Genomic DNA, 23,226 nt, shown 5'->3' with positions numbered 1-23,226 from the left:
GAAGCGCAAAAAAAACCCCTGTGGTGGCAGGAAGGGATAATCTATCAGATCTATCCCAGGTCATTTCAAGACAGCAACGGCGATGGCGTAGGCGACCTGCAAGGTATAATCCAGCGCCTGGACTACCTGCAATCGCTCGGTATCAAAGCCATCTGGATCTCCCCTGTCTTCTCCTCCCCCATGGCAGACTATGGCTACGACATATCCGACTATTGCGATATCCACCCGCTTTTTGGCACCATGCAGGACCTGGAAGAGCTCCTGGAAGAAGTACATGCCCGTGATATGAAACTGATCCTGGACCTGGTGCCCAACCATACCTCCGATCAGCACCCCTGGTTCCTGGAAGCAAGAGCATCGCGTGACAACCCAAAACGGGACTGGTACATCTGGCAGGACGCCAAAGAAGACGGCTCTGAACCCAACAACTGGCTGGCCATGTTTGGCGGCACTGCCTGGGAGTGGGACGAACACACCCGGCAATACTACTACCACGCCTTCCTCAAAGAGCAGCCCGACCTGAACTGGCGTAACCCCGAAGTACAGGAGGCCATGATGGAGGTGATGCGCTTCTGGCTGGACAAGGGTATAGATGGTTTCCGGGTAGATGTGATGTGGCACATGATCAAAGACAGCCAGTTCCGCGACAACCCCGCCAACCCGGCGTACCAGGAGCACATGGCGACAGTTGAAAAACTGATACCTGCCTACTCCACCGACCAGCCCGAAGTACACGACATCGTGCGCATGATGCGGAAAGTACTGGATGCGTATGACGAACGCATGATGATCGGGGAGATCTACCTGCCCATCCACAAGCTCATGACATACTATGGCACCGATCTGAACGGAGCACACCTACCATTCAACTTCCTGCTTCTTTCCGCCAACTGGGATGCCGCGGAATTAGCGTCCAGCATCAACCAGTATGAAGGCGCACTCCCCGAGGGAGGTTGGCCCAACTGGGTACTGGGCAACCACGACCAGCCCCGCATTACGAGCCGGGTTGGGGTAGCGCAGGCCCGGGTAGCAGCCATGCTCCTGCTCACGCTACGCGGCACGCCTACGATTTACTATGGCGATGAGATAGGTATGCGGGATGTACCTATTCCGCCCGATGAAGTGCAGGACCCGCAGGGACTTAACATGCCCGGCCTGAACCTGAGCCGTGATCCGGAGCGCACACCCATGCAGTGGGATCAGAATGAACATGCAGGCTTCAGTACAGCCAAGCCCTGGCTGCGGCTGCCCTACAATTACCAGCGGGTAAACGTAGCAGCGCAACAGGAGGACCCCTACTCCATGCTGGCACTCTACAAGCGCCTGATTGCGCTACGGCAGCAGGAACCGGCCCTGCACAGCGGGGACTACCGCCCGGTAGCTGCAAAAAGTCCCCTGCTGGCTTACCTGCGCTATACCTCCGATCAACGTTTTTTGGTATTGCTCAACCTCAGCCACAAGCCTTGTCACTTCTCTGCGGAACATTTCACGTTTGAAGGCACCATCGAGCTGGATACACTTTCGGAGCGGGAAGGCGAAAAGGTAAAAGACCTGGTCAGCCTGAGCGGCGATGAAGGGATGGTGATCAGACTTCAGGATGCATAAGGCAGGCTGAAGAGCATAGGTATAGCACGCAAATAAATTTCCCTTCAGATGCGGCTGCCACTGCCTGATCGGGCAAAAAAGAAACAACCGTTGCAGGCGGAGCCTTTGTGCGTCGCGGTGTATGATGGAACACAGGAGCCCTAAAAAAGCCGGAACTGTCAGTAGTTCCGGCTTTTTTAGGGCTCCTGTGTTTACTTTGCTTTCGCAGCGGTTACATAGCCTTGATATTGACTGAATTTTTAGCGATCTCATTCAGCTTGGTATCGGCCATTTTTTCTTCGTCCAGCGTCTGGCGTAGCAAAGCAGCCACTTCCAGGTGTCCCAGGCGTTCCGCGTAATGGGCTGCCGTGCCGTATGCCGATATTTCGTAGTGCTCGATCTTTTGGGAAGCTGCTATCAGGCCGGCATCGATGGCTTCGGGTGTTGCGTCAACCGCCATCAGTTCCGTAGACAGTTTCAGCATACCTTTGATCGGTGATGCGCCCTTATCGGCATTCAACTCAATTCCCATCATCTGGCAAATGTGATCGAGGCGCTGCCGCTGTAGCTTTGTCTCCTCCAGGTGATTTTCCAGTGCCATTTTGAGTAACTGATCTCCGGCACTCCTGGCCATTTCCGGCATGGCCTCTATCAACTGGTCCTCTACCTGACAGAGCTCTCTGATCTCGTGCCGGAGCAGGTCTTCCAAACTTCTTAATTCAGTCATAGCTTATGCGTTTTAGAACGTTAGATTAAGATATCCCTTCCCTTCAGCCACTGCCATGGCGGGAAGAAGTGTATTTTATAAACGTTATAAAAAAATGACGGGTTGAAGAACAAATACCGAATCTCGAAAGGGTACTTGCATCAAATACGTAGTTCTTTCAGAGACTTCTCCAGGTCAATTCCTTCGCCCAATACACCGCTGAAAAGGTCCCCCAGCTTCTGTAGCCTTTCGGGCATATTCCGGATCGTGAAAGCAGATGGGTGCAGCCCCGGCTTTACTTCGTCCCAACGCAGCGGGGCGGATACCGTAGCACCTGATCTTGGCCGGACACTATACGGAGCGGCCACCGTTTGCGCGATAGCATTCTGCAGAAAATCCAGGTATATCTTGTTGCGCCGTGACTTCGGGTTGCGCTCGAGGCTGGTGAATTCGGGTAGTTGCGCTTGTACCTGTTGGGCCACAAGCTGCGCAAACTGCTTGGCCTGGTCAAAGCTATACCTGGCCCCCAGCGGCACATAAATGTGCATGCCCGTAGCACCCGAAGTTTTGCAGTAACTCACTGCACCGGCTTTATCCAGGACCTGCTTGGTTACCAGGGCGGTTTCCACTACTTCGTCGTAGGAGTTTTCATCCGGGTCAAGGTCGATGACCAGGTAGTCGGGCTTTTCCAGGTCGGCGAGCCGGGAATTCCAGGGGTTGAGCTGTATGCAGCCCAGGTTGTTCATGTAGGCTAACGTCGCTTTGTCATCGCACACCAGGTAGTCGACATCCTTGCCCGTAGACTCTGCATGAAGTGCCACGGTGCGTACCCAGTCCGGGGCATGGTCTATGTCTTTCTGAAAGAAACCCGGCTGGCCAATGCCATTCGGATGCCGCAGCAGAGACTGAGGCCGGTCCCGGAGGTAGGGCAACAGCACCTCGGCTATACCTTGATAGTAGTGGATAAGATCGCCTTTGGTGATGCCTTCTTCGGGCCAGTACAGTTTGTCGGTATTACTCAGTACAACAGCCTGTCCTTCTATCTCCACCTCTTGCCAGCTTTCCTCTTTGCTGCTACTTTTTTTGGAGGCAGATGCTGTGGCCGTTTTCTTTTTCGGAGTTTTGGTTTCCTTTTCTTTGGCAGGCCGGGCCCGCTTTACCGTGGCCGGTTTATCGAGGTAGTCTTCGCTGTCATAGGGCTCCGAGACGGCATCGTCATCCTTCTTTTTTACCAGGAGCCAGGCACCTTTCTGGCGGCCTTTCATTTTAAGCAGGGTAAACTCACCCCGTAGTTTTTTTCCTTCCAGCACAAACTTGATGCTGCCTTCCTGCAGCCCCCGCAGCAGGTATTCTTCCTCCTGTTTGGGATCTTCTGACTCTGCGGCGTGGTAGGTACCTTCGTCCCAGATGTCTACATGGCCGGCACCGTAATTGCCTTCAGGTATATCGCCTTCAAATGTGCGGTACGAAAACGGATGGTCCTCCACTTCCATAGCCAGGCGTTTGTCGGCCGGGTTAAGCGAGGGACCTTTGGGTACGGCCCAGCTTTTGAGCACGCCTTCAATCTCCAGCCTGAAATCATAGTGTAAGGTCGAGGCTTCATGCCGCTGCACCACAAACCGCAGCTTTCCTTTGCTGTGCTGCTCCTTACCGGCAGGCTCCGGCGTCTCGCCGAAGTTCCGCTTCTGGTTATATTTTTCTAAACTCATAGGTGACACATGTATATGCCTGAAACGGAAAGTTTGTCTGTTCGTTTTTCAGGAATACATTGAAAAGGTAGGTATAGGCGTGAGAAGTTATTCCTGCAGAGCAAACTAGCCTGAACCGGCTTTCCAGGAAAGGTGGTTCTCATTTAAGTCAGTACCTTTTACAGGAAGAAAACCTGTGTTTTATGTCTTGCGTCTGCTATCCTTTCATACTTTTGTCTTATGCAGACAATCACAGCAGCACTTGCCTTTCTACTGGAGCGGGATCTGGAGAGACTGGTCAAAGAACTCGAAGCCTTTCGCCAGGAAGAGAACCTCTGGAAAACCGCCGGCCATATCACCAATACGACCGGCAACCTGTGCCTGCACCTGGCAGGTAACCTCCATACCTACATCGGGGCGGTACTGGGCAGCAGTGGCTACGTCCGGAACCGGGAAGCGGAGTTTAGCCTGAAAGACATCCCCAGGGCAGAGCTCATCCGGCAGGTACAAAATACCAAAGCTGTAGTGGCCCATACCATGGCCTCCGTAACGGATGAGCAGCTGCAACAGCCCTATCCGCAACAGGTGCTGGGGTACGAGATGACCACCGGCTTCTTCCTGGTGCACCTCACCGGCCACCTCTCTTACCACCTTGGCCAGATAAATTACCTGCGTCGTATATTGGAATAGGCAATGGGGCAACAGGAAAGATGAATAGCAAAAATTTAGTTCTGTAAATTATGAACTAATGAAACTTACCTATACCTTTGCAGCGTTCTTCACTTGTAACAAATACGATTATGGCACTTAGCGAAAAACAAAGAGAACTGATAGAGGAAATTGGCATTTACCACGAAAACAATGGTTTTCAGCCTGCTGTGGCTCGCGTGGTGGGTCTTTTGCTGGTATCCGATAAGCCGGAACTCACGTTTGACGAGATCTCTGAGACATTGAATATCAGCAAGAGCGCTACCAGCAACGCGCTCAACATGCTGCTCAACACAGGAAATATTGAATACACGACCTTTTCGGGAGACCGGAAAAGGTACTTCCGGATCAAATCCACCAATGGTCGCGATCTGTTTACCAAGAAAATGGAAGATCTGAGTGGCCTGAATGATCTGCTTAAGCGGGTACTGGAAGTACGAAAAAGGGAAAACCCCGAACACGACATCCGGCTCAAGAATTTCATCGGTTTCCTGGATTATCTCAAAGAGCAATTGCCCGGCTTAATTGAAAACTGGAAAAAAAACAACGAATAATTTTTTTTATCCCTGTAGTTCTTTCTTTTCTGAACTAACTAAAAATTTACAAACTATAAAAACTAAGTACGTGACTATCAAATATTTATTTACAGGCCTGGCCCTGCTCCTGATGCGGCCGGCTTTTGCCCAGACGCAGCCGGAGCCAAAAGAGCTTACCCTGCAAGAGGCAGTGGTATATGCGCTGGAGCATAACGAAGACGTGCAGAAGGCATCGTATGATGAACTCAGCGCCAGATACATGATCAAGGAAGCCAAAAGCAACGGCCTGCCGCAGCTGAATGGCTTTGCCAAGTTGGATGTATACCCGGCTATACCTGTGCAGGTGATACCCAACGTGTTTGAAGGCAAACCCGAGGAAATGATCGCCGTGCAGTTTGGCACCAAGTACAACGCCCAGGCCGGCGTGCAGTTATCCCAATTGCTCTTCAACAAGTCGTACTTTGTCGGCCTGAAAGCCGCCAAAAGCACCGAAGACCTGTACCGACTGCGCAAGTCGATGACCGAAGAAGAAGTGATTTACAATGTGAGCTCTTCTTACTTTCAGACACTTCAGACAAAAGAACAATTCACCATCATCGACGCCAACCTGACCAGGCTCGATCAGCTGGAAAGGATCCTGAAACTGCAGTATGAAAATGACCTGGTCAAGAAAGTGGACGTCAACCGCATCAAGGTGAACAGAACCAACCTTCAGACCCAGAAGCAAAGCCTGACCACGGCGGTGGAACAACAGATGAACATGCTGAAATTCTTCATGGGCATGCCGCTGGAAGAAAACATTGACCTGGCTGACGCGCACATTGTGCTGGACGCGCAGGCCAATACCCTGGGAAACAAAGAGGACGCTGTACTGGGACAGACGCAGATGCAACTGCTCAACAAACAGAAAGAGTTGTCGGATCTGCAACTGCAGAACATCAAAGCAGGCTATTACCCTTCGCTTTCCCTGACGGGAAGCTACCTGTATTCGGCTATGCGGAAGGAATTCAACCTGTTCGACACCAGCATGCCCTGGTTCAATACGGGTGTGGTTGGCTTGCAACTCAACATCCCTATTTTTGATGGCTTCAAAAAGAGCTCTCAGGTGAAGCAGAGTGAGATGGCCCTCAAGTCTCTGGAATCGGACAAGCAGAAACTGACTAAGAGCCTGACCGTGACGCTTGAAAACTCCATCAGCCAGTTGCAGAACAGCACCACTTCCATACAGGCGCAGGAGCAGAATGTGGCCCTTGCCCAGGAGGTATACGACACGACCAACGAACTCTATAAAGAAGGCATCTCCCCGCTGACTGATCTGCTCGAAGCAGAAGTAAGCCTTCGGGAGGCAAAGACAAACCTGAATGGCGAAATGCTCAAATACCAATTGGCACAACTGAGCTACCTGCAGGCAACCGGAGAACTAAAAACATTAACTAAATAAGTATCAAAAACGAAGATGAAAAAGCTAATTTATATAGTAGTTGTTATTGCGATTCTGGGAGCTGTAGGCTTTAAGCTGATGAGCAATAAAGAGCAGATGGCGGCCAATGCGGCAGTAGCCGGCATAAAAAGCGACGCCATACCTGTTGCCGTGACAGCAGTCAAAACTGCCAGGCTGGACAAGTCTTTTACGGCACAAGGCAACTTCGCCCCTATCCAGAGCCTGACACTTTTATCGGAAACACAAGGCCAGATCCAAAAGGTATTGAAGCGCAAAGGCGACCGGGTGAAAGCAGGCGAGCTGCTGCTGCAAGTAGAAAGCAACACCATGGCGGCTGACCTGGCTACGGCTCAGACAAATGCCGAAAAAGCGAAACGGGACCTGGAGCGTTTCGAGAACCTGGCTGCCGGCGATGCCATTACCAAAAGACAATTGGAGGATGCCCGTTTGGCTGCTAAATCAACGCAGGGGCAACTGGTAGCTGCCCGCCAGCGCCTGACCAAAACCCGCATCACGGCGCCTATCAGCGGCGAGATCAACGAGATCTACGTGGAAGTTGGTTCATACCTGGGAACGGCCACTAAACTGTATGACATCGTGAACGTGGACAAGCTGAAGCTGAAAGTGAAAGTTTCGGAAAGCGAAGTGCTGCTGGTGCAGAAAGGGGCCAAAGTGAAAGTGAAGGCCGATGCCGGTTCCGGACAGGAATACGAAGGTGTTGTGACAGCAATCGCAGCCCAGGCGGATCCGACCCTGAAGTTTGATGTGGAAGTGGAAGTGAAAAATACGACGAACAACAACCTGCGCGCCGGTATGTATGGCACCGCTTTCTTTGAAGCAGCCGAACAGCGCGATGCGCTTTTGTTACCGCGCGAAGCCATTGTGGGTAGCATCCAGAACCCGAGCGTGTATGTGGTGAAAGATGGAAAAGCCACGATGCGCCAGGTACGGGTAGGTACGGTTACACAGGATCAGGTAGAGATACTGGAAGGTGTGCAGCCGGAAGATCAGGTAGTGAGAAGCGGCCAAATTAACCTGCGCGAAGGCATGAACGTGACGGTGTTGAAATAAAGCAATAGTTCTTTTAATAAGAAAGTCTAAAAATGAATATAACCAAATTATCGATACAGCGATCAACGCTGGTAGTGGTGGTTTTTACCGTCCTCACACTGCTCGGCGTTGTCAGCTACCAATCGCTTAACTACGAGCTGTTACCGAAATTCAACCCGCCGGTATTGACGATCAGTACCGTTTATCCGGGCGCTTCGCCAAACGAGGTGGAGAACTCCGTAACGAAAGAGATTGAAGATGCCCTTGCCTCGCTGGAGAACGTGAAAGAGATGAAGAGTACCTCCCTGGAGAGCTTTTCGATGATCGTGATCAACCTGAACCAGGGTACCGACGTGGACCTGGCCCTGCAGGAAGCGCAACGTAAGATCAACACCATTCTGGCCAGACTGCCGGAAGATGCCGATGCGCCGACCCTGAATAAATTTGACCTCGACGACCTGCCTATCATCAAGATGGGGGCCACGGCCAACATGTCTCCTACCGAGTTCTATGACCTGATCGATAAAAAGATCAAACCGGAGCTGTCGCGCATACAAGGTATGGCTGCCATCAAAGTACTGGGTGGCCAGGAGCGCGAGATCAAGGTGAACATTGATGCCAACAAGCTGGAGGCCTACAACCTGTCTATTCTGCAGGTGCAGCAGAAGATCCGTAACTCCAACCTGGACTTCCCTACCGGAAAGATCAAGCAGGAAAGCGGTCAGACGCAGATCCGCCTGGCGGGTAAGTACCGGTCGCTCGACCAGCTCCGCAACCTCATCGTACGAGAAGACCAGAACGGTATTGTCAGGCTCTCCGACGTGGCCGAAGTACAGGACACGCAGAAGGACATTGAGGTGTTGAACCGCATCAACTCCAAAGCTTCGGTAGGTATCACCATCCAGAAGCAGTCGGACGCCAACGCGGTGGAAGTAAGCCGCCTGACCAAAGAAGCACTGGCTGAGTTGGAGAAGACCTACGCAGCCGAAGGCTTAACTTTTAACATCGCCAACGACTCTTCTGACTTTACCCTGGAAGCGGCCGACTCGGTGATCCACGACTTGGTGATTGCCGTTATTCTGGTTGCCTTCGTGATGTTGCTTTTCCTGCACTCGCTGCGCAACGCGGTGATCGTGATGATCTCAATTCCGGCATCGCTTGTGGCCACGTTTATTGCCATGTTCCTGCTGGGCTACTCGCTTAACCTGATGTCCTTGCTGGCACTTTCGCTGGTGGTAGGTATCCTCGTGGATGACGCTATTGTTGTGATTGAGAACATTCACCGCCACATGGAAATGGGCAAAAAGCCGGCTCAGGCTGCCTACGACGGTATCCGGGAGATCATGGCGACCGTTACGTCCATTACCCTGGTAATTGTGGTGGTATTTATTCCGATCGCTTTATCATCCGGTCTGGTATCGGATATCCTGCGTCAGTTTGCCGTGGTAGTAGCTGTGGCCACCATGTTCTCGCTCTTCGTAGCCTTTACCCTGATCCCGTTGCTGGCCAGCCGTTTCTCGCGCCTGGAGCACATTTCGGACAAGAACATCTTCGGAAGATTCATACTATCGTTCGAGCGTTTTCTGGACAGGATCATTGATGGCTTTACAGCTGCGCTGAAGTGGGCCTTCAACCACAAATTCATTACGCTGGCTGTCACGATACTCATGCTGTTTGCGTCGTTCGCGCTGGTGCCTTTCGGCTTCATCGGCTCGGAGTTTATACCTGCCGGCGACCGCGGTGAAGTAAGTCTGCAGCTGGAGCTGCCCAAGAATGCCACCGTGGAGCAAACCAACTTTGCGACACGCCAGGTAGAGAAATACCTGGAATCTATACCTGAAGTAAAGAAAGTGTTTACCACGGTGGGTACCACATCCTCTGCCCAGGCTGGTCAGAATACAGCCTATAAAGCTGATGTTTCTGTAACGCTGGTCGATGTGAAGGAGCGTGCTTTTAGTACCAACCAGTTCAGCCGCCAGGCAAAAGCGGATATAGAAAGTACGATTCCGGATGTGGAAGTAACGCCTATACCGGTGGGTCTGGTTGGTAACGCACAGGCGCCGATTCAGATCATCATTTCGGGCTCCAACCTGGACAGCGTGATGGCTTTCTCTCAGCAGGTGATGCAGATTGCAGAAGGTGTAGAAGGTACCGCAGACGTGGAGACCTCTGTTGAAGGCGGTAACCCGGAGATTGAAGTTGTGGTGGACCGCGACAAGATGGCAAATGTCGGTCTTTCGCTCGAAAGCGTGGGCGCAAGCATGCAGCTGGCCTTTAGCGGTAACACGGATGTCACCTTCCGTTCCGGCACAGAGGATTACGACATCAACATCCGCCTGGATGAGTTTGACCGCCGTGGCGTAACCGATATCGGAAACCTGTCTTTCGTGAACAACCAGGGGCAATTGGTACGCCTGGCCCAGTTTGCTGATATCCGGCAGTCTACCGGACCTTCACAGCTGGAGCGTTACAACCGTGTTACTTCCGTCAACGTGAACTCCCAGGTAATCGGCCGGCCATCCGGTTCGGTAGGTGCCGACATACAGGCCAAGCTGGCAGAGGTAGAAATGCCGAAAGGCGTTAGCATTGAGTTTGGCGGTGACCTGAAGAACCAGAGTGAAGGCTTCGGTACACTCGGTCTGGCGCTCATGGCGTCGATCATCTTCGTATACCTGATCATGGTGGCGCTGTATGACTCCTATGTGTACCCGCTGGTGGTGCTGTTCTCCATTCCGCTCGCGATCATCGGTGCCTTGCTGGCCCTCGCGCTGGCAGCTCAGTCCCTGAGCATTTTCTCCATACTGGGTATCATCATGATGATCGGCTTGGTGGCCAAGAACGCCATTATGGTGGTAGACTTTACGAATAAGCTCAAAGATGAAGGCGTGGAAGTGAAGGAAGCCCTGATTGAAGCGGTTCGAATTCGTTTCCGCCCGATCCTGATGACGACGCTGGCGATGGTGATCGGTATGTTGCCGATCGCACTGGCAGGCGGCTCGGTGGCTGCCACCAAAAACGGCCTGGCCTGGGCCCTGATCGGTGGTCTGACCAGTTCCATGTTCCTGACACTGATCGTGGTGCCGGTCATCTACTACCTGTTCGACCGTATCCTGGCCAGGTTCGGCTGGGACAAGAAAACAGTGATTGAGTTGGAAGACAAGACGATGGAGCAACTCGAGCATGAAACGCTTATGCTGGAAGAGAAAAAGATGGCGCACGAGTTCATCCATTAATAACGAGTAAAATCACTCCTTCTCTCCTCCTGCTGCCATCTTGAGCATATAGCCCAAAGCAGCAGGAGGAGCACGAAGGGAAACCAAGCATTCAAGAATAACCTAATAGTAGAAGCCGATGACTGAGTATCGAACTACCTTATACAATGAGGTACTGAAACTGGTAAGCAAATTGAAAGCGATTGATCCGGTTAAGCTTTCCGGTCCCAAAGGACTTTGGGAAAATGGAATGGATATAGTCGACGTGGTAGATATCATACTGGCCGTTGAGAAAAAGTATGATGTGGTCATTCCGGACGAAGTACCGGTATACACGATCGATGACTTAGTAAATTACCTGCAATTAAAAGCAGTCCGGTAAAGCTTTCAGGAACGAAGCTAAAAATACCGGGAACCAGCGCCAGAGAGGTAAGGCGTTTATTCTTTCAGAAAATTTTTGTTCAAATCTTATGAAGCACGTGCAGGTATACCCGGCACGTGCTTTTTTTATACCTGACTTTTTTTCCGGATGGCGTTCCAGGTATAAGCTGTTTTATTCGAATGCCCCTATCTCCTGCTGCATCTTTCGAACTGATTCGGGTAAAGCAACCGGAAAGACATCTAGAAACGACAATATATTTAGCTAAAGTATAATTTTATTTATTTAAAACACATCTTTGCAAGTCGAATTGAAGTTATTATAGTTTAAAATGCACAATTCATTTTGCTTTGTTTACAAGGCTCCCCGGTAAGCTCAAACGCATTCGGGAAGCTTACAATAAGGTAATTCAAGCATGTTGATTTTTCTGCTATCGCATCTTAAACTATACTAATGGATCCAAGAACGCAAGGAAGACTGTACCTGACCAGTCCGGCATTTCAGCAAGGTGAACGCATCCCGACCCGTTATACCTGTGACGGAGAGAATATCAGCCCGGCCCTCGAAATCAGGAATCTGCCAAAATATACCGAAAGCATTGTCATCATAGTAGAAGACCCCGACGCCCCACGGGGGATCTGGACACACTGGGTAATCTGGAACATTCCTCCAACAAACATCATTGAGGAAGGAGCTGTACCGGGCGTGCAGGGAACAAACGATTTTGGCAAGATGCACTACGGGGGCCCTTGCCCACCGCAGGGCACACACCACTATTTCTTCCGGGTATATGCCCTGGATGTGGTGCTTGGCCTGAAAGAAGGGACCGGCAAACAGGGACTGCTGCGGGTGATGGGCCCGCACGTGCTGGCTATGGGCGAACTGATGGGCGTCTACAGCAGGTATAACGTCATGACAGCCTAAACCCGGAAGCTTTTGTTTCTCATCGGTCAGGCCGGATGCCAGCGCTCCATGTGCATGGCGTGCGTTCGGAGGTAGGCCCCCGGTTGGTAGAAGGTATCATAAAAGTCCAGGTCCAGGTGGTGGGCCTGCAGGTAGGTGCTGATAAAGACGGAAGGAACGGTACCCGGGAACTTGCCGAATGTATCGAACACATACTGTGCCTGCAGCGCCACACACTCCCGGAACGTCTCATCATGTACCTGCGCGGCAGCCCGTACCTTTGCTGAGTCCTTCCAGGGACCGGGCGTCTCCGGGCTGAAGGGGCCACCTTTGCCAAATTTTCGTTCGCACACGGCATCTACCGCAGCCCGCATGTCCGGGTAGTGTGGCGGACAGAATGCTTCCAAGACGCCGGTCCGCCCGGTCGGGTTCGGGTAGGGCCACCGCTCATCTGTATCGTACCGGAAACCCAGGCCGTCCACACCGGGCACCCCGCTAGCCCCCAATACACTAAACAGGTCGATCCCGTCATACATCCACCCGCCCAGGCCTATGGCCTGCAACAGAAGGGTACCGGCATAGCAGGAAGTGGAAAGTTCAGCGGTCACCTCTGCTAGCGACAACTGCTCTACAAAAGTGATAGGCCAGGTATTGCTGGTATCTACAATGTGCCTGAACTGCTCGATGCCAGGTATAGCGCATTTGTGAATATCGTCGGTCAGTACCAGGCCGTTCTGCAACATATAGCACAAGCCTAACAGCACATGCTGCGCCAGGTCAGCGACCGGAATCACCAGCAAGGTGCCCGGCTTATTGGCTACCCAGGTGTTGTGTGCTTCCACAAAAGGTACTTCCGAAGGCAGTCGCAGGCGGCCGTCCTGCAACTTCCGGACACGACTCCGGAGTGCTTCCACTACCTCGTTCAGGTCAAGGGAGCCATCTGCCTCCCTGTCAGCAACGGCCGGGGCATCGCGGTTATCTACGACATAGACCCCTTCATCATCCGTAAAAAACGTCTTGCTGGTATGGAAACCCGCCGCTGATGGGAATGTGCGTCCGCCGGCTGCTGCGGCATAGTTGGAAAGATGAGGCGCATAACGCTGCGCCCGGTAGATCATGTTGTGCCAGCCTGTATTGCCGCCGCATGCCGTTACCACCAGCAACTTTTCCAACTCGGAAAGGTGTACGGGAGCATGTGCTGACTTATAGGCAAATACGCCATCCGGAATCTCGGCGCCCATAAAAAAACGACGGGATCGTCGACCCAAAAGCGCTTCTACCAGTCCGAAATTCATCATATCCTGGAAACCCGGAGGTATGGTTGGTGCTGTCATGGCAAATAAATTTAATGCTACCCTTTATGTAAATTTTACTCCCTTCCGGGCCTTAAGTTGAGGCTTTAGCTTATTTTATACCTATCATAAATAAAAATATTGCCAAATAAAGTCCAATACAGCTGCATCTCCCCAAATAGACAATTACTACCTGCAACAAGGGGAGACAGGGAGTGGCTGCTATACCCTATCCTTGTTTTAATTCTTGCGTAAAGCCAAACAGACAAAAAATTGACACTCTATCGCCTCAGCCCAACATATCGGAAAAACCATTGCGAAAGTGCTACTCTGGTTCCTGGCCATAGTACTAGGATTGGTATTGCTTATCGTGGTGGCACTTCAATTCCCGAAAGTGCAGAACTTTGTGGCGCAGAAAGGCGCTTCTTACCTGGCCAATACCCTGAATACCAAAGTAGAGATCGGGGGCTTCACAACAGACTGGCGCAACGCCCTGGTGCTGAATCAGGTGTATGTAGAAGACCAGCAGCAGGATACGCTCTGGTATAGCGATCGCCTGGGAATCGACCTGAAGATATTTTCCCTGCTGAAAGGGGAAGTCAACGTTGACCGGGTTCACCTGCAGCACGCCACCCTCAACCTGCACATCCGGCCGGACAGCTCCACTAATTTTGATTTCATTACTGAAGCTTTTGCGACGGATACGACAGCTGCTACACAACCGGCAGACACCGCCGCCGCTATGAAGATCGATCTGGGTGTCATCAACCTGGAGGATGTCTATGTCAACTTCCGGGATGAAGCCGGTGGTAACCTGATCAAAGGGCGCGTCGGACAGCTGCTCACGACCATGGAGGAACTGGACCTGGATGCGGAAAAATACCTGGTCGATAAAATAGAGCTGCGCAACACGGGCATTAACTATGTGCAGACCAAACTGCCTCCGGAGGAGGAATCGGAGCCGATCACTTTTGACTTTGGCCTCAACGAGGTGGAGCTCGAAAACATAGCACTCAGTTACATCAGCATACCGGCAGCGCAGCGGATCAAGTTGAAGCTGGGCAAGTCCCAACTGGTGGCCGATGAAATTGATCTGCCCAATGCACGCATCAACCTGGATCGTTTGGATCTGCACAATTCCTTGGTCACCTATACCCAGGAAAAGTTTAAGCCGACCGATTCGCTGGCCATCAATCCGGCTGAAACCGTGCGCAAGCTGGACGAGTCGGTCGAGAAAACCCAGGGGCAGCCGGTCAAGTGGGTCGTTACCCTGAACCAGCTTAACGTATCCGGACTGCAGGCTGCCATGGATAATGCCGATGCACGAAAGCAGCCACAGGGGATGGACTTCAACCACCTGCTCTTCCGCAATGTGGAGATAGATGCCAACGACATCCGCTACAGCCTAAACCAGATGGGAATGAAACTCAACCAGCTCAAGCTGGAAGAGCAGAGCGGATTCCGGGTAAACAACTTCCAATCGGCTATTACGCTGGATTCTACGCATGCCCGCCTGGCTGACCTGGATCTGCAAACCGGCCACAGTCACCTGCGCAACGACCTGGCCATGCGCTATACCTCCTGGGATGACCTGACAGATAACGTGGACGCGATCCGGCTGGAACTCAACATCGACAACAGCCGCATCGGGATGCGGGATGCCTTGTACCTGGCCCCGGACCTGGCGAAGAACCCTTCCTTTAAAAAGATCGCCGGCTCCACCCTCCGCCTGGATGGAAAGGTGCAGGGCCGGGTAGATAACCTGAACATACCACGTATGCAGCTCTCAGGCCTGCAGGGTACTGCAGTGGATGTGAGCGGCAACGTACGAAATGCAATGGACCCCGACCGGCTATACCTGGATCTGGATATCAACCGGCTGGCGACCACCCGCACCGACATACTGGCTTTGTCTCCACCCGGCATACTGCCCCCGGAAATCCGCATACCTGCTACCGTCAGCATGACGGGCAACTACCGCGGCAGCCTGACCAAGTTCGATGCCACCGCCAATGTAAAAAGTTCGCTGGGTAACCTCCAGGCTGTAGTGGACATGGGATCAGGTCCTGCCGGCGCAGAGCCTTTCAAAGCGACTGTCAAAACTGCCGGCTTTAACCTGGGTCAGCTTTTTACCGAAGATTATGGTATAGGCCGGGTGGCCCTGGAAGCAACGGCCAGCGGAACAGGTATGACTCCGGAAAACATGCGGGCTAATGTCAAAGCGCGCATCCGTCAGGCAACTTACAACAACTACGTCTACAACAATATCAACCTGGAGGCAGCCATCGACCGGAACCAGTATAAAGTAGCAGCCACTTCCAGAGACCAGAATCTGAACTTGGATCTGAAGGGTGATTTCAATTTGCGGGAAACAGCTGCTTCCACGTACGCTTTCAACATCGACATCAAAGAAGCTGATTTAAAAGCGCTTAATTTTTATGAGGAAGAGCTTACGATACAGGGGCAACTGCAGGGCAGCTTTGCCGGCGCTGATATGGCGGACCTCAGCGGCACCCTGGAAGGACAGCAACTACGGGTGAGCCTACAGCAAAACACCTACCCTATTGATTCCCTTCAGTTGACACTTAACCAGAAAGGGCCGGGTACGGAAGTGCAGCTTACCTCCAATGTACTGGCGGCCGACATGAAGTTTGACAACGACATGGCCACCCTGCCAACAGCCCTGCAGAAGCATTTTTCGAATTACTTTGACTTGCAGCCTGATCCCCCCTACCCGGCTGACCTTAGCCTGGGTGACTTCACCTTTGAGGTGCAGGTTCGCCGTCCGGAAGTGATAGCTTCTTTTGTACCGGGATTAGAAAGCATGCAGGTGCAAGGCCCTGTCACAGGCTCCTACAACCGGGAAACGCAGCAGTTTGCGATGGATGCCAACCTCGAAACCCTCTCCTACACCGGTTATAACCTCCAGAACATGGGCCTGCAGGTGCGTGGCAACCGGGAACAGCTCGGCTATAGCTTGGGGATAAAAGAGGTTCGGTCCCCTTCCCTGCTCATCAGCAACATCAGCCTGCAAGGCGCAGCCCGCGACAATGACCTGACCGTTCGGCTGGCCGTTGCCGAAAACACGGGCCAGGAACAGTTTGTGATCGGCGGTTTGCTCAACAGCCTCGGCAAAGGCTATCGGTTTTCGTTCAACCCGGAACAGCTCGTTATCAACAAGGAAGCCTGGTCGGTGCCCGAGGACAACTACCTGCAGTTCGACACAAACCTGCTGTATGCCCATAACATCCGCCTGGAGCGCAATGGCAGTTTCCTATCGTTGAACAGCACAGGTCCCGTAACCCCGAAAGCGCCGCTGCATGTAGAGTTCGGTAATTTCGAGATCGCCTACCTCATGGAATCGTTTCAGCAGCAGGATAGTCTTATATCGGGCGTGATCAACGGGACGGCTACTCTGACCAACCTAATGGCAGGTGCGCCGGCCTTTACATCTGACCTGACCGTAGAAAATTTTGCCTATACAGGTATACCGGTGGGCAACATTGCCTTGCAGGCCAGCAGCGCAGCAGGCAACCGCTATAACCTGGATGCCTCCCTGACCGGCAATGGCAACCAGGTGGTGATCGATGGTTTTTATGAAGCCCAGCCAAATGCCAGCCTGCTCAACCTGACGGCCAATATTGTCAACCTCAACATGGCCTCCCTGGGAGGATTTACGCAAGGTATGGTCGAAGACCTGGACGGCAGCGCCTCCGGCAAGCTCCGCATCACCGGCACCCTCGACGACCCCAGCATATTGGGACGCCTGGACTTCAACCAGGCGCAGTTCAATCTCAGCATGCTCAACTCGTTGTATACCTTAAAGGATGAGCAGATCGATTTCAATGAGCAGGGCCTGAGCATGAGCAACTTTACGCTGACCGACTCGCTGGGTAACAACCTGGAGATCAACGGCAACATCCTCACCCAGGACTATATCGCCTATACCTTCGATCTGAAAGCGACCACCGATCGCTTCCTGGCCATGAACTCCACGGCACAGGACAATGACTTATTCTATGGCAGCGTCCTGATGGCAGCCGATGCCGACATCACCGGCACGATGGTAGTACCTGTTATCGATGCCCGGGTGCGCATACTGGATGAAACCAACTTCACCGCAGTCATACCTGCCGCTGAGGTAGCCGCCGCCGAACGCGAAGGGGTGGTTGAATTTGTTAATCTGAACGATTCCCTCACCGCCATACTGCGGGAGAAGCAGGAAGTTGCCCCTCCTACCGGATTTGTAGGGGCTGAAATCGACGCTGCCATAACCGTAACAGATGCTACCACGATCACCATCGTGATTGACCCTACGACCGGAGATAACCTGGTCGTGAGAGGCAATGCGTCTCCCCTGTTTATCGGCATCAATCCGAACGGCCAGATCAACATGAGCGGGCGCTATGAGATCACAGAAGGCAAGTATAGCATGGACTTCTACGACCTGGTGTCACGGGAGCTCGAATTGGCACCCGGCAGTTACATTGCCTGGACCGGTGATCCGCTGCAGGCGGATATGCAGGTAACGGCCATCTACCATGTAGAGGCAGCACCCATGGAGCTAGTGCAATCGCAGCTAGGAGGTATGGAACAGGCTGCCCAAAGCAGCTACCGCAATGCAATGCCATTTGAGGTATATGTAGAGTTATCAGGCGAAATGCTGACTCCCGAGATCAGCTTCGACATACAGCTGCCGGAGCAGCAACGCGGCTCTATGGGGGGTGAAGTGGAAAGCAGGCTAATCGCCCTTCGCCAGGATGAAGCAGAACTCAACAAACAGGTATTTGCGCTGCTGGTACTGGGGCGTTTCCTGGCACCTGACCCGCTGGCCAGTTCAGGAGGCGGCCTGGGAGCCACAGCCCGAAACAGCCTGGGCCAGGTAATGTCGGATCAACTGAACCAGCTGACGAACCGCTATGCCGCAGGCCTGGGCCTCGAACTGGGCGTGAGCTCGTATGAAGACTACTCTTCGGGCTCTGCCGAAGGCCGTACCGATCTGAATGTAGCGCTGCGCCAGCAGTTCCTCAACGACAGGCTGACCGTGCGCGTGGGTACAGACATTGGCTTGGAAGGGCAGTCGGAGGCGCAGAAAAAGGTGAGCGGGTTTGGAGGAGACGTTTCGGTGGAATATACCCTGACCAGCGACGGACGTCTGCGTGTCCGGGGTTTCCAGCGCAACCAGTACGAAGGCTTCCTGGAAGGGGATGTGCGAGCTACCGGTGTTGCATTGGTCTTTGTGCGCGAGTATGACAACTTCTCCGATCTGTTCCGTAGCCTGGAAAGCCGGGAGGCGCGCAAACAAGAACGTCGCCTTGAAGAAGCCAAGAAACTGAGTGAGACCGATAAGCGAAAAGAAGAACAGGAAGCAAAAAAAGAAGTTCAGGAAAAAAAAGAATAGTGCCGATATGATAGTAAGTATACCCCGTGCATTTGCAAACAGCATCCGACTCCTGTTTCTGCTGCTGGCTGCGTGCCTGCTGCAGGGCTGCAGCAGCACTAAGACCGTGCCGCAGGGAGACGCGCTTTTTGCCGGCTTTGAGGTGAAGGTCAACGATGAAAAAGACAGCAGCAAGCGAGGCAAGGAGCTGGAAACAGAGCTGAGCGCTACCGTGCGCCCAACGCCCAATGCCTCGATTTTGGGTATGCGTCCGAAACTGTGGATCTACAATGCTTTTTATACAGAAAAGGAAAAAGGCCTAAAGCACTGGATACAGAATAAACTGGGAGAGCCGCCCGTGCTCCTCTCGACAGTCGATACGACCAGCATCAACGGTACCATGCATGCCAAGCTGCAAAACCGCGGCTACTTTTACAATACTGTCGTAAGCGATACAACCATTAAAAAGAAGATGGCTACCATTAAGTGGACGGCCACAGTAGAGGAACCTTATCGGATCCGGAACATCGAATATACCCTGAGCGATTCGCTTCCTATCCATGCGGAGCTAAAGGCCATGCAGCCCAACTCACTGCTCAAAAAAGGGGAACCGTATGACCTGGATATAATGCTGGCGGAACGGGCCCGGATCGACCAAGTACTCAAAAATAAGGGCTATTACTTTTTCGGCCCCGACATGCTCATCTTCAGCACCGACACAACGGTAGGCAACCGGCAACTGGACGTGCTTCTCCGGATAAAAGATATCGTGCCTGCCCGGGCCCTGATGCCCTACCGGATAGAAGATGTTTTTATCAATGCCAATTTCTCGCTGGCTGACAGCCTGGCCGTAAGCGATACGTTAAAGTTTGAGACCTACAATTATATCCCGAATGAAAACTATGTAAAAGCCAAACATGTCATCACCAGTGTGTTCATCCAAAAGGATAGCGTTTACAGCCGCAGAAACCACCTTCTGACCGTGAACCGGCTGATGGGATTAAGCGCTTATAAGTTCGTCAATCTCCAGTATGCGCCTGATACTGCGCGCGAAGGTATGCTGGATGCGTTTATCTTCATGACGCCTGCCCTCAAAAAATCACTGCGGGTAGAAGCACAGATGGTGAGTAAATCCAATAACCTGGCAGGTCCGGGTATAACGGCTTCCTTCCGGAACCGGAATGCTTTTAAAGGTTCTGAAATGCTGTCGCTCGAACTGACGGGCCGGTTTGAAAACCAGGTAGGCGGGCAACGCTCGAGCAGTGAAACAGAAAACAACGGGGAAAATCCGGTCGGGTTGAATTCTTACGAACTGGGTATACAGGCCAACCTCACCTTTCCGCGTATTGTCTCCCCGTTCGACTTGTCTAACCTGCGCACCGAATTTGTGCCGAAGACCCGGATGTCGCTGGGCTATACCTACCTGAACCGGGTACAGTTCTTCCAGATGAACTCCATCAATGCCTCATATGCCTACAACTGGAGGCCCAGGCAGACCATTACACACGACTTTACGCCCATCAACCTGCAGTACGTCAAGTTAGGCAGCAGGACAGAAGAGTTTGATTCCTTACTGCAGCAGAATACCTTTTTGAAAAGCAGCTTTGAGGAACAGTTTATCATCGGATCTATTTATCAGTTCACCTTCAGCACCTTATCGCTGGAAAACAAACGGCATCAATTCTTCAGCAGCGCTACCCTGGATGTTTCGGGCAATCTGGTGAGCGCACTGCATTCGCTCGCCGGAGCCGACAAGCGGGACGCAGAGGCCGATCCCCCGATTGCTCCCCGTACATTGTTGGGACAGGCTTACTCGCAGTACACGCGTATCGATAATGATTTCCGCTATTATTACAACATCAGCGACAAGAGCCAGATCGCTACCCGGCTCATTGCAGGCGTTGGCTTTCCGTATGGCAACTCCCTGACCATGCCCTATGTCAAGCAATTCTCCATCGGAGGGCCTAACAGCATCCGGGCGTTCCGGGCGCGAAGCATTGGTCCGGGTACCTACAACGTTCCCGATACCCTGGCTTTCTCGTTCTTTGACCAGACCGGCGATATCAAGCTGGAAGCTAATATAGAGTATCGTTTCCCGATTGCCGGTTTCTTCCGGGGTGCTTTGTTCTTAGATGCCGGTAATATCTGGCTCATCAAGGAAAGCGCAGACAAGGAAGGTGGTAAATTTAAAGCCAGCAACCTGCTGGGCGAGCTGGCGGTCGGCACAGGCTTCGGGCTTCGGGTTGATGTTGAATTCTTCGTGATCCGGTTTGATTTTGGTATACCTGTACGGGTACCCTTCCTGCCACCGGGAGAGCGCAACGTGCTCAGCGACCTGAAGTTCGGCTTCAATCCCAAACCGGGAGAATATGGCATGGTACTCAATATTGCCATCGGTTATCCGTTCTAAGCCAACGATACAATTTACTTAAGCAAACCATCGGTTTCTGCGCGGTTTAACGTGATCTAAAGTATAGTAAGCACATTCTCCGGCGGACGACCGATCACTGCTTTGTCTCCGTTAACGACGATGGGCCGTTCGATCAGGGACGGGTTTTCGACCATGATCCGGATCCACTCTTCATCAGTGTGGCTCTTACCGGCAAACTGCTCTTTGTATACCTTCTCCCCTTTGCGCAGCAGCTGCTCCGGCTTCATGTTGAGTTTTGTGAGTACCTGCTTCAGTTCCGCTGCCGTCGGCGTGTCTTTGAGGTATTCCACCACTTCTACTTCCTGTCCGGCCGTATGCAAAAGCTCCAGCGTCTGCCGGCTCTTGCTGCACATCCTGTTATGATATATTTTAACCATGCGTCCTATCGTTTGATTTCATGTATTAAGTTACGCTAATTATACGTTAGGTATAGCAGCTATCAAATATCGGGTAAGCCTCAGTAAACCGGATCAAAGCCGCCAGGATCATTCAGCCGGAAAATCTTCGAGCCTCACCAGTTTTCCTGTAACCGATTTTGTGACGGGCTGCCGCTCCCTGAAACGAACTACAGCCTGGTACATCAGCCTGGATAGCCGCATGTGGTTGCAATTGCTTATCTTTGAAATACGGATTACCGGAAACATAAAACAAAACAGTATACCTATACCTATACCTATACCTGCAACTTTCGCAAAAATCAAAGTCGCTTAAGTTGTAAAAGAGCCCTAACAGCAACCAAACTTTAAATTCATGAAGAAATCACCCGTATTTGCCGCGCTTTTAGCCCTGCTTGCCTTTACCTCCTGCTCCGACAACAGACAGAACACGGCAGAAACGGCTGACACCCATGCGCAGCACGAAGGTATGCCACACGACGACAAGGTGCCGGCTGCCGGAACAGTGGTCGTCGAGACCCCAACCTATACCTCCGTGGCGGAGCCGTTCCGCAGTAACATGTCGCAGGTACTGAGCGACTACATCACGTTAAAGGATGCGCTGGTGGAGTCTGATGCGGCCGCTGCCAAAGAAGCCGCAAACGCAGTGCTCACCGCGGCCCAGGCGCTACCGGTTGCAACGTTGGAGGAAGAGCAGAAGGATTTTGCCGAACAGCAACTCGAAGCAGTGAAAAAGAGCGCAACGACCATAGCCGGAAACGCTGAGCTGAAAGATCAGCGCAACACACTCGAAGACCTATCTGAAGCCGTTTTCGCCCTTACCAAAGCCTTCGGCGCTACGGATCAGAAAGTATACTACCAGCACTGCCCGATGGTAAACAACAACCAGGGCGCTTACTGGGTGAGCACCAACGCGGAAATCCGCAATCCATATTTTGGAAGCAGCATGCTCAAGTGCGGAAGCAACGAAGAAGTGCTGAACTAACGCATACCGTTTCAAAAAAGCCTCTCCTGCCAAAACAGGGGAGGCTTTTTGTTTTAAACAGGCTATACCTTAGCGTATGCATTCCAGCCAATCGAGGGCAATGTGGATGACAAGTCCCAGGCCGATAAGACGGGTTTTGGGTATAAGCGCAAGTACAAGGTATAGCAGAATCAGCCAGTAGTTGTGCAAGAGGTGATAACCCACGCTGCACCTGTCCGGGTCTATAACAGGATCTGCCAGCGCATGATCTACATCGATCAGCATACTGGCCATCATCAGGAGAAATGCCCGCCAGAAATCAGGCCTGAAAAATAGACCGGCCACGATCGCGGGCACAGCCGCATGCAGAAACAAATGGAAGGCAAAAGCAAAAGTCATACAAACAGTACTAAACCGGATGATTTCAGGTTACAGTATGTCCTGACCTTTGCTGGACAAACATAAAAAGCCCCCTGCCTTAGTTGCCGAAGCATACCGGAAGCAGGGGGCCTTTTGAATATTCTGAATTCTATTTCAAAGTCTCCAGCAGCATTCTG

At 52.3% G+C, this 23,226-nt stretch carries 17 protein-coding genes; 11 read left to right on the top strand and 6 right to left on the bottom strand.

Annotated features, from left to right (window positions below; translation table 11 throughout):
• Positions 1 to 1,605 (top strand): alpha-amylase family glycosyl hydrolase (locus tag OB13_RS13625; protein WP_461490717.1); only part of this gene is annotated, 1,605 nt, incomplete at its 5' end.
• 211 nt (positions 1,606 to 1,816) lie between these two features.
• On the opposite strand, the gene OB13_RS13620 is transcribed toward OB13_RS13625, so the two are convergent.
• A complete protein-coding gene (locus OB13_RS13620; protein ID WP_461490716.1) occupies positions 1,817 to 2,311 on the bottom strand; it encodes a YciE/YciF ferroxidase family protein in 495 nt (164 codons plus the stop codon).
• A gap of 140 nt (positions 2,312 to 2,451) precedes the next feature.
• Complete coding sequence (ligD, locus tag OB13_RS13615; protein ID WP_461490715.1) at positions 2,452 to 3,999, bottom strand: non-homologous end-joining DNA ligase; 1,548 nt, start codon at positions 3,997 to 3,999, stop codon at positions 2,452 to 2,454.
• Positions 4,000 to 4,218: 219 nt separating this feature from the next.
• Here ligD and OB13_RS13610 point away from each other — a divergent pair, with 219 nt between their 5' ends.
• From OB13_RS13610 to OB13_RS13580, 7 genes are all read left to right on the top strand, one after another.
• Entirely contained in the window at positions 4,219 to 4,668 is a 450-nt protein-coding gene (locus tag OB13_RS13610) for a DinB family protein (RefSeq protein WP_461490714.1), read from the top strand.
• Positions 4,669 to 4,778: 110 nt separating this feature from the next.
• Complete coding sequence (locus OB13_RS13605; protein ID WP_461490713.1) at positions 4,779 to 5,240, top strand: GbsR/MarR family transcriptional regulator; 462 nt, start codon at positions 4,779 to 4,781, stop codon at positions 5,238 to 5,240.
• A 70-nt stretch (positions 5,241 to 5,310) separates the two neighbouring features.
• A complete protein-coding gene (locus tag OB13_RS13600; RefSeq protein ID WP_461490712.1) occupies positions 5,311 to 6,663 on the top strand; it encodes a TolC family protein in 1,353 nt (450 codons plus the stop codon).
• 15 nt (positions 6,664 to 6,678) lie between these two features.
• Positions 6,679 to 7,734 (top strand): efflux RND transporter periplasmic adaptor subunit, encoded by a 1,056-nt coding sequence (locus OB13_RS13595; protein WP_461490711.1) that lies wholly within the window; start codon positions 6,679 to 6,681, stop codon positions 7,732 to 7,734.
• Positions 7,735 to 7,766: 32 nt separating this feature from the next.
• Positions 7,767 to 10,946 (top strand): efflux RND transporter permease subunit, encoded by a 3,180-nt coding sequence (locus OB13_RS13590; protein WP_461490710.1) that lies wholly within the window; start codon positions 7,767 to 7,769, stop codon positions 10,944 to 10,946.
• A 118-nt stretch (positions 10,947 to 11,064) separates the two neighbouring features.
• Positions 11,065 to 11,307, top strand: coding sequence for an acyl carrier protein (locus OB13_RS13585; RefSeq protein ID WP_461490709.1), 243 nt, complete (start codon positions 11,065 to 11,067; stop codon positions 11,305 to 11,307).
• Between the two features lie 450 nt (positions 11,308 to 11,757).
• Positions 11,758 to 12,228, top strand: coding sequence for a YbhB/YbcL family Raf kinase inhibitor-like protein (locus OB13_RS13580; RefSeq protein WP_461490708.1), 471 nt, complete (start codon positions 11,758 to 11,760; stop codon positions 12,226 to 12,228).
• A gap of 26 nt (positions 12,229 to 12,254) precedes the next feature.
• Here OB13_RS13580 and OB13_RS13575 read toward each other — a convergent pair whose 3' ends face one another.
• Positions 12,255 to 13,541 (bottom strand): hypothetical protein, encoded by a 1,287-nt coding sequence (locus OB13_RS13575; protein ID WP_461490707.1) that lies wholly within the window; start codon positions 13,539 to 13,541, stop codon positions 12,255 to 12,257.
• A gap of 241 nt (positions 13,542 to 13,782) precedes the next feature.
• Between OB13_RS13575 and OB13_RS13570 the strand changes: the two genes are divergently transcribed.
• Complete coding sequence (locus OB13_RS13570) at positions 13,783 to 18,900, top strand: translocation/assembly module TamB domain-containing protein (RefSeq protein WP_461490718.1); 5,118 nt, start codon at positions 13,783 to 13,785, stop codon at positions 18,898 to 18,900.
• A 7-nt stretch (positions 18,901 to 18,907) separates the two neighbouring features.
• Entirely contained in the window at positions 18,908 to 21,289 is a 2,382-nt protein-coding gene (tamL, locus tag OB13_RS13565; protein ID WP_461490706.1) for a translocation and assembly module lipoprotein TamL, read from the top strand.
• Between the two features lie 56 nt (positions 21,290 to 21,345).
• Here tamL and arsC read toward each other — a convergent pair whose 3' ends face one another.
• Both arsC and OB13_RS13555 read right to left on the bottom strand, forming a co-directional pair.
• Positions 21,346 to 21,687: an arsenate reductase (glutaredoxin) gene (gene arsC, locus OB13_RS13560; protein WP_461490705.1), complete on the bottom strand. Its 342-nt coding sequence runs from the start codon at positions 21,685 to 21,687 to the stop codon at positions 21,346 to 21,348.
• Positions 21,688 to 21,795: 108 nt separating this feature from the next.
• Positions 21,796 to 22,011, bottom strand: a complete 216-nt coding sequence (locus tag OB13_RS13555) for a hypothetical protein (RefSeq protein ID WP_461490704.1) — start codon at positions 22,009 to 22,011, stop codon at positions 21,796 to 21,798.
• Positions 22,012 to 22,060: 49 nt separating this feature from the next.
• Here OB13_RS13555 and OB13_RS13550 point away from each other — a divergent pair, with 49 nt between their 5' ends.
• Complete coding sequence (locus tag OB13_RS13550) at positions 22,061 to 22,690, top strand: DUF3347 domain-containing protein (protein WP_461490703.1); 630 nt, start codon at positions 22,061 to 22,063, stop codon at positions 22,688 to 22,690.
• Between the two features lie 69 nt (positions 22,691 to 22,759).
• On the opposite strand, the gene OB13_RS13545 is transcribed toward OB13_RS13550, so the two are convergent.
• Complete coding sequence (locus OB13_RS13545; RefSeq protein WP_461490702.1) at positions 22,760 to 23,068, bottom strand: DUF6122 family protein; 309 nt, start codon at positions 23,066 to 23,068, stop codon at positions 22,760 to 22,762.
• Between the last annotated feature and the right edge of the window lie 158 nt (positions 23,069 to 23,226).

The organism is Pontibacter sp. HJ8, assembly GCF_054824225.1.
This window is presented reverse-complemented; position numbering and strand designations above follow the sequence as displayed.